This window comes from Pseudarthrobacter sp. TE9888, from assembly GCF_056279345.1.
In genome coordinates, this window is sequence record NZ_JBWBRD010000002.1 from 2,201,409 (window position 1) to 2,213,739 (window position 12,331).

A 12,331-nucleotide genomic window follows, 5' to 3' on the forward strand; every position below is an offset into this window, starting at 1 on the left:
AGCGGTGACCCTGCGCTTCTATGACACCGCCTCCGCTGACGTCCGGAATTTCGTCCCCCTCGTCGAGGGCAAGGTCAGCCTCTACTACTGCGGTGCGACCGTCCAGGGGATGCCGCACGTAGGCCATATCCGTTCCGCCATCGCTTTCGACCAGCTCACCCGCTGGCTGCAGTACCGGGGCCTGCGCGTCACGGTTGTCCGCAACGTGACGGACATCGACGACAAGATTCTCGCCAAGTCCGAAGCCTCCTTTGCGCCGGACTTCAGCCCCGAGCCGGGCGAGGTTGCCCGCGAGGAATGGTGGGCCCTGGCCTACCGCTACGAGCAGGAATTCCTGAAGGCCTATGACGCCCTGGGCGTCTCCCGCCCCACGTACGAGCCCCGCGCCACCGGACACATCCCCGAAATGCATGCCCTGATCCAGCAGCTCATCGACCGCGGCCACGCCTACCCGGCGCTGGACGACTCAGGGGACGTGTACTTCGACGTCCGCTCCTGGGACAAGTACGGCGCCCTGACCCGGCAGAACATCAGATGATATGCAGGCAGCGCCCGACGCCGATCCCCGCGGCAAGAAGGACCCCCGCGACTTTGCGCTGTGGAAGGGTTCCAAGGAAGGGGAGCCGGCCACCGCCAGCTGGTCCTCGCCCTGGGGTGCCGGGCGGCCGGGCTGGCACCTCGAGTGCTCCGCCATGGTGACCAAGTACCTCGGTGCAGCCTTCGACATCCACGGCGGGGGCCTGGACCTCCGATTCCCGCATCACGAAAACGAGATGGCCCAGTCGCAGGCAGCCGGACATCCCTTCGCCAACTTCTGGATGCACAACGGCATGGTGACGTACCAGGGCGAAAAGATGTCCAAGTCCATCGGCAACACCATCAGCCCGGCCGAAATGCTCGAACTCGCCCCACCGCGGGTGGTCCGCTACTACCTCGGCCAGGCGCACTACCGGTCCATCCTTGACTACCGTCCCACGTCCCTGCAGGAGGCAGCGGCGGCCGTGGAACGCATCGACGGATTCCTGGCCAAGGCCGCGGCACGCTTCGGCGGGGACGCGGGCCCCATCGACGGCAGCCACGGTTCCTCATCCGCAAATGTCCAGGCATTCCAGGAGGCCATGGACGACGACCTTAACGTCCCGCGCGCTCTGGCGGCACTGCATGAGACGGTTCGGGCGGGTAACACGGCCCTCGCCGACGGGGACGACGACGGCGCCCGGAGTGCCATGCACGCCGTGGTCCTGATGACCGGCGTCCTGGGGCTCAACGCCGTCGCAGGCTCCGAAAAAGCCAGCACGCGTGAGGCCGAAGCGCTCGACGTCCTGGTCGAGGCGCAGCTCTCGGCCCGGGCGGCTGCCCGCGCCGACAAGGACTGGGCGAAGTCGGACGCCATCCGGGACACCCTCAACCAGGCAGGCGTCCTGGTGGAGGACGGCCCGGACGGTGCCACCTGGAGCCTCAAGCGGGACTGAACAGGCCGCTATCCCCGATTTTTTTCGGGTCAGTAGACTGGTATGCAGATTCAGTCAGCACAATCAAGGGTGGAACAACATGGCCAACAATGGTCGCCGATCGGTTAAAGCGAAGAAGGGCCCAACCGTCGGAACCGGTGGCCATGGCCGCAAGGCCCTCGAGGGCAAGGGACCCACGCCCAAGGCCGAGGACCGTGTGTACCACAAAGCGCACAAGGCCAAGCAGCTCTCTGAACGCTCCGCAGCCAAGCGGGGGACCGGTGCCCGCAGCGCCGGTGCCGCCAAATCCGGCCCCAAGGGTCGCGCCACCGAGGAAGTCGTTACCGGGCGCAACTCCGTGGTCGAGGCGCTCCGCGCCGGCATCCCGGCGAAGGCCCTCCACGTTGCCATCCGCATCGAAATGGATGACCGGGTCAAGGAATCCCTGAAGCTCGCCGCCGAACGCGGCATCCCGCTGCTGGAAACGGGCAAGCCTGAACTTGACCGGATGACGGACGACGCCGTCCACCAGGGCCTGGTCCTGCAGATCCCGCCCTACGAGTACCAGGACGCCTATGAGCTCGCCGAGGAAACCGTGGACAAGTGGAAGAAGGGGCACATCTCCAACGCGCCGCTCTTCGTTGCCCTTGACGGCATTACCGACCCCCGGAACCTGGGTGCAATCATCCGCTCCGTCTCCGCCTTCAGCGGCCACGGCGTCATCGTGCCCGAGCGCCGTTCCGTGGGTGTGACCGCCTCGGCATGGAAGACCAGCGCCGGTGCCGCCGTCCGTGTGCCCGTGGCCCGCGCCTCCAACCTGAACAACGCGCTGAAGCAGTTCAAGAACATGGGCATCTATGTCCTGGGGCTCGACGGCGACGGCGATGTTTCGCTGCCTGACCTCACACTGGCCACCGAACCGGTGTGCATCGTGGTGGGCTCCGAAGGGAAGGGTTTGAGCCGGCTGGTCCGGGAAAACTGCGACCAGATCGTCTCCATCCCCATCGATTCCGCCATGGAGTCCCTGAACGCCTCGATGGCCGTGGGCATCTCGCTGTACGAGGTCTCCCGCCAGCGCTCCGCAGGATAACTTCGCCGCCCGTAACCTGCGTGCGGATTCCCGGCGCCGCAGGGGCGTACGGGCAGGTCAAGTGCCGCTGGCCGCTATTATTTAGGTGATGGTCATGCCGCTTTTCGACACCGCTTCCACCATGGACGCCTCCTCGGCTGTTCCCCTCGGTGTCAGCGTCCCGCGCGCTGACTCCGGCGGTACCCGCCACCACACCGGCGGACGTGCCAACGTTGCCTGCTTCGCCCCCGGCGTCGGCAGCGTGGACATCGCCTACTGCCCTCCCGGCGGCCGGTGGCGTACCCAGACCCTGCCCAACGTGACCAAGGGAGTCCACCACGGCATCGTGGAAGACCTGCCGTACGGATCGCGCTACGGCTTCCGCCCGACGTCGGACGGCCAGCCTCTGCCCCCGGTGCTTCCGGCAAGCAATGGCTCCGCCCGCCAGCCCCTGCTGCTGGACCCGTACGGCCGGGGAGTGGACCAGGGGGACGGCTTCCTCACCAGCGTCCGCACCGCCGTCGACTTCGACTGGGAAGCTGACGAACGGCTGCGCCTTCCCTGGCGCAACACCATTGTCTATGAGGCGCATGTCCGCGGCCAGAGCATGCTCCATCCCGACGTGCCCGAGGCTCTGAGGGGCACCTATGCGGGCCTGGCCCACCCCGCCGTCATAGAGCACCTCACCGGCCTGGGCATTACGTCCGTCCAGCTCCTGCCCGTCCATTTCCACATCGATGAGCCACACCTGCAGGACCTGGGCCTCAGCAACTACTGGGGGTACAACACCGCCGCCTTCTTCGCCCCGCACCCCGGCTACGCCACCCGCGCGGCCCAGGAAGAGGGTCCGCAGGCGGTCCAGGACGAGTTCAAGGCCATGGTGAAGGCACTTCACGCCGCCGGGCTGGAAGTCATCCTCGATGTCGTTTACAACCACACGGCCGAAGGTACGGCGGACGGCCCTGTCCTAAGCTTCCGCGGCCTCGGTGAAGACACGTACTACCGCGTGGACGGCAGCGGCAAGTACATCGACACCACCGGCTGCGGCAACACGCTCAATTTCGGGGACCAGCACGTGGTCCAGCTGGTGACCGACTCCCTCCGCTACTGGGTGGACGAATTCCACATCGACGGCTTCCGGTTCGACCTCGCCGTGACGCTCTGCCGCAACGCCGCCAACGAATTCGACCCCCACCACCCCTTCCTCACGGCCGTCGCCGCCGATCCCGTCCTGGCCGAAGTCAAGCTGATCGCCGAGCCCTGGGATATTGGCTACGGCGGCTGGCAGACCGGCCGGTTCCCGCGCGGGTGGGTGGACTGGAACGACCACTTCCGCGACGCCGTCCGGACGTTTTGGCTGGCCGACCGGGCAGCCATCGATTCCGGCGGGCACGGCGGCACGATGGCAAAGCTCGCCGATGCCCTGTCCGGTTCCGCGGGCCTTTTCCAGGCCTCGGGCCGTTCGCGCCTGGCGTCGGTCAACTTCGTCACCGCCCATGACGGCTTCACCATGAAGGACCTCGTGTCCTTCGACCGGAAGCACAACGAGGCCAACGGCGAAGAAAACAGGGACGGCCACGGGGACAACCGCAGCTACAACCACGGCGTTGAGGGCCCCACCGAGAACAGCGCAATCCTGGCTCAGCGCGCCCAGTCGCGGCGCAACCTGATGGTGTCGCTGATGGTCTCGCTCGGCGTCCCGATGATCACTGCCGGGGACGAGCTGGCGCGGACCCAGCACGGCAACAACAACGCCTACTGCCAGGACAACGCCATTACCTGGCTCGACTGGACGCTGACGCCGGAGGCACACGAGATGCTGCGGAGCACCAAACGGTACATCCGGCTGCGCAAGGAGTTCCTGGCCGCCCAGCCCCACGACTTCCCGGTCCGCGACGAACAGTCATACCTCTACTGGTTCGACCAGCACGGCCAGCCGATGTCCGCCGAGCGCTGGAATGATCCGCAGCACCGCGTCCTGCAACTCCTGCTCCGCGACGACGGCGGCGACCTTGCCGGGCTGGTGGTGGTCAACGGGGGTGCCCATGACGTCGAGGTCACCCTGCCGGATGCCGGGAAGCCGGCTCCGAGCCTGTTCGAGCTGCGGCTCACCACCTCGCCCCGCCACAAGGAGCGGCAGGGCATCCAGGTGGCAGCGGGGGAGATCGACCTTGCTGAGGCCAACTCCATCAGCATCTACCGCACGTAGACTCTCCATCCACCCGTCAGGCAGACCCGCATGCGCAACCGCTCCATCCTCCCGCTGATCCTTACCACCCTGGTGGTGCTGGCCGTGGTGGCGTTCGGCGGCGCCGGGCTGCTGGGCCAACAGACGGACGGCACGACGCCGGGTGCCGCCTCCAGCGCTGCGGGCACCCAGCGCGGGACGGTCACATCCCCGGCGGCGAAGCAGCCGGGGCCCCACCGCGGAGCCAACCCATCGAGCCTGCCGGAGATCCGGGAATCCGCGCTGCCCGTGGAGGGCCGCCGGGTGCTGGCGCTGATCCGGGCGGGCGGCCCGTTCCAGTACGGCCAGGATGACCAGGTGTTCGGCAACTTCGAACGGGTCCTCCCCACCCGGGACCGCGGGTATTACCGCGAGTACACCGTTCCCACGCCCGGTGAACCGGACCGGGGTGCCCGGCGCATCGTGGCCGGCAACGACGGCGAGAAGTATTACACCGGGGACCACTACGCAACGTTCAAGTACATAGCGGAAGGCAGCTAGCAAAACCATGAGAATCTTCTCCGGCGACACCTGGACCCTCGAAGAGCTGCAGGAACAGGTGGCCGACGCCGGGCGCCGCAGCGTGGTGGTCCCTCCGGCGGACAGTAAACGCACCGTCCTGGAGACTTTTGGCGAGGTGCTGGACTTTCCCGAGCATTACGGCGTGAACCTCGACGCGCTGAACGACTCGCTCCATGACTTCGCGGACAGCATCAGCGGGAACGGCAACCCTCCCGTCACGCTGCTGTGGCAGGTGGCGGCGCCGTTCCGCGCTGACCGGTCTTTCGGGATCATCTGCGAGATCCTGCAGGACGCAGAACGGTACGCGGGCAAGGACCTGGCCGTCACCGCGGTGCTTCTTTAAGTGACTGCGGTGCTTGCTTAAACGGACCGGCAGGCCTGCCGGGAAGCAGGCCTGCCGGTCCTTGTCCGCAATGGGCTAAGCGTTCACGATCAGCCCGAGTTCGGCCTTCGAGGCCAGGGCGTCATGCCGGGGCAGGACGCGGACCGTGTAACCGAACGGCCCGGAGCGGTCGATCACCAGGGAGCTGCTGAACAGGTGGCGCCCGTTGCCCAGGTCCTCCTTCACCTGGAGCTCCATCATGGTGATGTCGGCCAGGGTGTCGTTCTCCTCAGCCCGGCCATAGGCCACCTCGACGCAGACGTCCTCCGGCGTGAGGGCGTTCAGGGCCACGTAGGCGTTGACCTGGAGCGTGTCGCCGATCTGCGGGTCCTCGGAGACGCCGACCGAATCCACATGCTCAACATGGACCTGCGGCCAGGCGCCGCGCACCTTGGCCGACCATGAAGCCAACGCACGGGCCTGGGCGTACGAGTTGGCGGTGGCGCTGCGGCCCGCTTCCGCTGCCGGGCGGTAGAGGATGTTCACGTAGTCGCGGAGCATGCGCTCAGCGGAGACCGCCGGACCCAGGTGCGAGAGCGTGTGCTTGATCATGGACACCCAGTGGGTAGGCACCTTCTCCCTCGGTGTCGTCGAGGGGCCGGCAGCGCCTGCAGCCTCGGACACCGTGCTGCCGTAGAAGCGTGGTGCCACCTGTGTTTCCAGCAGCTCGTACAGCGCCGCCGCTTCGATGTCGTCCCGCTCCTCGGGGGAAGCGTCGTTGTTGGCCGTGGGAATCGCCCAGCCGTTCTCGCCGTCGTACATCTCATCCCACCAGCCGTCCAGGACGGAAAGGTTCAGCGAGCCGTTCAGGGCCGCCTTCATGCCCGACGTGCCGCAGGCCTCCAGCGGACGCAGCGGGTTGTTCAGCCAGACGTCGCAGCCCGGAAACAGGGTCCTGGCCATGGCGATGTCGTAGTTGGGCAGGAACGCGATGCGGTGTCGGACCTCGGGGTCGTCCGTGAACCGCACCAGGTCCTGGATCATTTTCTTCCCGGCGTCATCGGCAGGATGCGACTTGCCGGCGATCACCAGCTGGATCGGGTGGTCCTTGTGCAGGAGCAGCGCCTTCAACCGCGCCGGTTCGCGCAGCATCAGGGTCAGCCGCTTGTAGGTGGGCACGCGGCGGGCGAAGCCGATGGTGAGGATGTCCGGGTCCAGGACGTTGTCCGTCCAGCCCAGCTCTGCGTCGGCCGCGCCGCGCTTCTTCCAGGCCGCCCGCAGCCTGCGGCGGACGTCCTCCACCAGGGCAGCGCGCATCTCGCGTCGCAGCGCCCAGACGTCGGCATCGCTGACGTTGTAGGCCAGGTCCCACTTGCCCAGCGCTTCGGCCTCGCTGCCAAACTGGTCGCGGGCGAGCTTGGAGATGCGGCTGTCCACCCAGGTGGGCACGTGCACGCCGTTGGTGACCGAGGTGATGGGCACCTCGGAGTGGTCGAATCCCGGCCAGAGGGCGGAGAACATGCCACGGGACACCTCGCCGTGGAGCTTGGCTACGCCGTTGGCGCGCTGGGCCAGGCGCAGGCCCATGACCGCCATGTTGAAGACGGCAGGGTTACCGTCCGCGTAGTTCTCCCGTCCCAATTCCAGGACGCGGTCCACGGGCACGTCCGGAGCCAGTCCGGCCTGGAAGAAATGGCTGATCTGGTTGATCTCGAACCTGTCGATGCCGGCCGGGACCGGGGTGTGGGTGGTAAACACGGTGGAGGCGCGGCCCGCGGCGAGGGCTTCGTCGAAAGTCAGGGCCTCTTCCCCGGACATCAGTTCCTGGATGCGTTCGATCCCCAGGAACCCCGCGTGCCCTTCGTTGGTGTGGAACACCTCCGGCGCGGCGCTGCCCGTCAGCTTCTGGAAGGCGCGCAGGGCCTTGACCCCGCCCATTCCCAGCAGGAGCTCCTGCTGCAGCCGGTGGTCGCCGCCGCCGCCGTACAACCGGTCGGTGATGCTGCGGGCGGCGTCGTCATTGCCCGGAACGTTGGAGTCCAGGAGGAGCAGGGGAACACGGCCGACGTCGGCCCGCCAGATATGTGCCAGGAGCCGGCGCCCGTTGGGAAGGGGCAGGGACACCTCCAGGGCCTTGCCGTTGCCGTCGGGAGACGGTTCCCGGAGCAGCGTCAGCGGCAGGCCGTCCGGATCCAGGACAGGGTAGGTTTCCTGCTGCCATGCATCGCGGGACAGTGACTGCTTGAAGTAGCCCGCCTGGTACAGCAGGCCCACCCCGATTAGGGGGACGCCGAGGTCCGAGGCTGCCTTCAGGTGGTCGCCGGCGAGGATACCCAGGCCGCCCGAGTATTGGGGGAGGACCTCGGTGATGCCGAACTCGGGAGAGAAGTAGGCGATGGAGGCGGGTGCATCCGGGCCCAGGCCCTGGTACCAGCGCGGTTCCTGGAGGTACCGGTCAAGGTCCTGCTCGGCGGCGCGAACCCTCTCCACCACGGACTGGTTTGCGGCGAGCTGCTGGAATTCCTCGCGGCTGACCATGCCCAGGAAGCCGATGGGGTCCTGCCCGCTCTCCTCCCAGAGGCGCGGGTTCAGCCCTGCGAAAAGTTCCCGGGTGGGGCGGTGCCAGGACCACCGCAAATTGCTGGCCAGCCTGGCCAGGGGCCGAATGGGTTCGGGGAGGACTGTACGGACCGTAAACCTGCGGATTGCCTTCACCTGCGTCACACTAACCGACAACATGCGCGGCTGGAACCAGCTTTGGGTTTCTTTTGGGTAAATGACAGGGGCATGAAGAAATTCGGCCGCGGCACACCGTTTTTAGTGAGCAGGCTTAGCAATCCCGGGCATTTCTCGCTAACGTCGAGCCTGTGACGACTAACTCAGGAACCAGTGCAGCATCCACCAAAATGCCCCAGCGCAGTATCACCGAGGACCTGCGGTTCGGGCGTTTTCCGATTACCGCAGTACAACCCGTCGTCGAGGGCGGCAAATTCCCGGCCAAGGCCCTGCCCGGCGAAGCCATCGTGGTGGGCGCCACCTGCTTCCGCGAAGGGCATGACCAGCTCGGCGTCAGTGCCGTGCTCCTTGACCCTTCCGGTGCCGAGCGCCAGCGCGTGCGCCTTGCCCCGCCCCGTGGGGAACGGGGCATGGGTACTGACCGCTGGGAAGGCGTGCTCACGCCGTCGGAAGCGGGGAACTGGTCCTTTGCCATCGAAGCCTGGCACGACCGCTACGGCACCTGGCACCATAACGCCGAGGTGAAGATCGACGCCGGAATCGACGTCGACCTCATGCTCGCCGAAGGTGCCAAACTGCTGGGCGAAGCGTCCGCGGAGGACTTCCGGGACGACGTGGACCGGGCTGCCCTGCGGCACGCCTCGGAGGTCCTGGGTGACCAGTCCCGCAGCACGGAGGAACGGCTTGGTGCCGGGTTCAGCCAGGAAATCGCTGACATCGTTGCCCGCCAGCCCATCCGGGAACTCGTCACCGTCTCCGAGAAGTACCCCCTGCTGGTGGAGCGGGACCGGGCCGGGCGGGGCGCCTGGTACGAGTTCTTCCCCCGGTCCGAAGGCGCCGTCAAGGACCACAACACCGGCGCCTGGACCTCAGGCAACTTCCGGACCGCGGCCCAGCGGCTGGACGCCGTCGCCGCCATGGGGTTCGACGTCCTCTACATGCCGCCGATCCACCCCATCGGCGTGCAGTTCCGGAAGGGGCCCAACAACACGCTTGTTGCCGGCCCCCACGATCCCGGTTCACCGTGGGCCATCGGAGCCAAGGAAGGCGGCCACGACGCCATCCACCCCGACCTCGGATCCTTCGAGGACTTCGATGCCTTCGTGGCACGTGCCAACGAGCTGGGACTGGAAGTGGCACTGGACCTGGCGCTCCAGGCTGCCCCGGACCACCCCTGGGTGCAGTCCCACCCGGAATGGTTCACCACCAGGGTCGACGGCAGCATTGCCTACGCGGAAAACCCGCCCAAGAAGTACCAAGACATTTACCCGCTCAATTTCGATAACGATCCCGAAGGCCTTTCCCGCGAAATCCTGCGGATTGTGCTGCTGTGGGTCAGCCACGGCGTCAAGATATTCCGCGTCGACAACCCGCACACCAAGCCAGTGTGGTTCTGGGAATGGCTCATTGCTGAAGTGGACAAAGCGGTGCCAGGCGTCGTGTTCCTTGCCGAGGCCTTTACCCGCCCCGCGATGATGCACGCGCTGGGCAGGGCAGGCTTCCAGCAGTCGTACACCTACTTCACGTGGCGGAACACCAAGAAGGAAATCGAGACCTACTTCGAGGAAGTAAGCCACGAGTCCCCGGCGTTCTTCCGCCCGAATTTCTTCGTCAACACCCCGGACATCCTCACGGAATACCTGCAGTATGGCGGCCCGGCCGCGTTCCGCATCAGGGCGGTGCTGGCCTCCACGGGCAGCCCGCTCTGGGGTGTGTACGCCGGCTACGAACTGTACGAGCACGTGGCCCGGCCCGGTGCCGAGGAATACATCGACAACGAGAAGTTCGAGTACAAGGCACGCGACTGGGACGCGGCCGCAGAGTCCGGACGCTCGCTGGCGCCGTACATCACGCGGCTGAACCACATCCGGCGGGACCACCTCGCGCTGCTGGACCTGCAGAACCTGACGGTCCACGACAGCACCGACGACTCAACGGTGGTCTACTCCAAGCACAAGACCCTTCCCGACGGATCCAAGGACACCATCATCGTGGTGGTCAACGTGGACCCGCATGTGACCAAGGAATGCAGCGTGGCCCTGGACCTGGCAGCCCTGGAACTGGACCCGCAGGACATCACGCCCGGCGGCGGCTTCTACGTGGACGACCTCCTCTCCGGCCAAAGCTGGGAGTGGGGCGAGTTCAACTATGTGCGGCTTGATCCGCACGTGGAGCCCGCCCACATCCTGAGCGTGAGGAGAACGCATCAGTGACCTTCAATCCGCAAGGTTCCGGCCACTTCACCCCTAAGAGCACCTTCGAGCTAAATGCGCCTGGCCTCCAGCATGACCCTCTGTGGTACCGCAAGGCAGTGTTCTATGAAGTGCTCGTCAGGGCCTTTTCGGATGCCAACGGCGATGGGTCCGGGGATTTCTCCGGACTCATCGACCGGCTGGACTACCTGCAGTGGCTCGGCGTTGACTGCCTCTGGCTGCCCCCGTTTTTCCAGTCTCCGCTGCGTGACGGCGGTTATGACATCTCCGACTACAACTCGGTCCTGGACGAGTTCGGCACCATCAGCGACTTCAAAAGGCTGGTGGCGGAAGCACATGCCCGCGGCGTCCGGGTGATCATCGACCTTCCACTGAACCACACCTCCGACCAGCACCCCTGGTTCCAGGAGTCCCGGAAGGACCCGGATGGACCGTTCGGGGACTTCTACGTCTGGAGCGACACCGACGAAAAATACCAGGATGCCCGCATCATCTTCGTCGACACGGAGGAATCGAACTGGACGTTCGATCCCATCCGCCGCCAGTTCTTCTGGCACCGGTTCTTCAGCCACCAGCCGGACCTGAACTTCGAAAACCCCAAGGTGATCGACGCCGTCTTCGATGTGGTCCGGTTCTGGCTGGACCAGGGAATCGACGGTTTCCGGGCGGATGCCATCCCGTACCTTTTCGAGGAGGAGGGGACCAACTGCGAAAACCTGCCGGCCACCCACGAGTTCCTCCGCCGCCTCCGGGAAATGGTGGATGAAAGCTACCCCGGGCGTGTGATCATCGCCGAAGCGAACCAGCCGCCCACTGAAGTGGTGGAGTACTTCGGCACCGTTGAGGAACCCGAATGCCACATGGCGTTCCACTTTCCCATCATGCCCCGCCTCTACTACGCGCTGCGCGACCAAAAGGCCGCACCCATCATCGAGACCATGCGCGACACCCCGGACATTCCCGAGGGCGCACAGTGGGGCACCTTCCTCCGCAACCACGATGAACTGACCCTGGAGATGGTCACCGCCGACGAGCGCGCCGCCATGCTGGGCTGGTACGCGCCGGACCCGCGCATGCGGGCCAACATCGGCATCCGCCGCCGGCTGGCGCCCCTGCTCGACAACTCCCGGGCCGAGATCGAGCTGATCAACGCGCTCCTGCTCTCGCTGCCGGGCAGCCCTTTCCTCTACTACGGCGACGAGATCGGCATGGGGGACAACATCTGGCTCGAGGACCGCGACGCAGTCCGTACGCCCATGCAGTGGAACCCCGACCGGAACGCAGGCTTCTCCCATGCGGACCCCGGCAAGCTGTACCTCCCGCCCATCCAGTCCCTGGTGTACAACTACGCCATGGCCAACGTGGAGGCTGAGGCGGCGCACTCCGGCTCCCTGCTGCGCTGGACCCGGCAGATCCTGAGCGTCCGCAAGAACCACCCGGCGTTCGGGCTGGGCGGCTTCAAGCACGTGGAAGCAGACCACGACGCCGTCCTGGCCTACCTGCGCGAGCTCCCGGACAACAACCCCGCAGGGGCCGACGCCGAGACCATCCTGTGCGCCTTCAACCTGTCCCAGCACCCGGTCGCTGCCACGCTGCGGATTCCCGAGTACGCCGGCAGGGGCCTCCGCGATGTGTTTGGCGGCCAGGTCTTTCCCGGTATCGGCGACGACGGCACCCTCACCCTGACCATCGGAAGCCACGATTTCTTCTGGCTCCGGATGCGGTCGGCGGGGTCAAGTCCCTCGTCGCCCTACACCCAGGCCATGCCCATCCTGTCGATAGAGAACTGAG

General features: G+C 66.3%; 7 protein-coding genes and 1 pseudogene. 7 read left to right on the top strand and 1 reads right to left on the bottom strand.

The window, feature by feature from the left end:
* Nucleotides 1-4 precede the first annotated feature (4 nt).
* The 5 genes and pseudogenes from cysS (at nt 5) to ACZ9J7_RS10970 (ending at nt 5,612) form a co-directional block, all read left to right on the top strand.
* Nucleotides 5-1,472, top strand: a pseudogene (cysS, locus tag ACZ9J7_RS10950) (cysteine--tRNA ligase).
* Between the two features lie 79 nt (nt 1,473-1,551).
* Nucleotides 1,552-2,541, top strand: a complete 990-nt coding sequence (gene rlmB, locus ACZ9J7_RS10955) for a 23S rRNA (guanosine(2251)-2'-O)-methyltransferase RlmB (protein WP_476209325.1) — start codon at nt 1,552-1,554, stop codon at nt 2,539-2,541.
* A gap of 88 nt (nt 2,542-2,629) precedes the next feature.
* Nucleotides 2,630-4,729, top strand: coding sequence for a glycogen debranching protein GlgX (glgX, locus tag ACZ9J7_RS10960; RefSeq protein WP_476209327.1), 2,100 nt, complete (start codon nt 2,630-2,632; stop codon nt 4,727-4,729).
* A gap of 30 nt (nt 4,730-4,759) precedes the next feature.
* The gene (locus tag ACZ9J7_RS10965; protein WP_476209328.1) at nt 4,760-5,248 is read left to right on the top strand and encodes a guanyl-specific ribonuclease; all 489 of its coding nucleotides are present in this window, start codon (nt 4,760-4,762) and stop codon (nt 5,246-5,248) included.
* Nucleotides 5,249-5,255: 7 nt separating this feature from the next.
* Entirely contained in the window at nt 5,256-5,612 is a 357-nt protein-coding gene (locus ACZ9J7_RS10970; RefSeq protein WP_141158085.1) for a barstar family protein, read from the top strand.
* A gap of 75 nt (nt 5,613-5,687) precedes the next feature.
* On the opposite strand, the gene glgP is transcribed toward ACZ9J7_RS10970, so the two are convergent.
* Entirely contained in the window at nt 5,688-8,306 is a 2,619-nt protein-coding gene (gene glgP / locus ACZ9J7_RS10975) for an alpha-glucan family phosphorylase (RefSeq protein WP_476209329.1), read from the bottom strand.
* A gap of 191 nt (nt 8,307-8,497) precedes the next feature.
* On the opposite strand from glgP, the gene ACZ9J7_RS10980 reads away from it, so the two are divergent.
* Nucleotides 8,498-10,540: an alpha-1,4-glucan--maltose-1-phosphate maltosyltransferase gene (locus ACZ9J7_RS10980; RefSeq protein WP_476209331.1), complete on the top strand. Its 2,043-nt coding sequence runs from the start codon at nt 8,498-8,500 to the stop codon at nt 10,538-10,540.
* On the top strand, nt 10,537-12,330 hold the full coding sequence (gene treS / locus ACZ9J7_RS10985; protein ID WP_476209332.1) for a maltose alpha-D-glucosyltransferase: 1,794 nt from the start codon (nt 10,537-10,539) through the stop codon (nt 12,328-12,330). The genes ACZ9J7_RS10980 and treS overlap by 4 nt, the downstream gene beginning before the upstream one ends.
* The last annotated feature ends 1 nt before the right edge of the window (nt 12,331 follow it).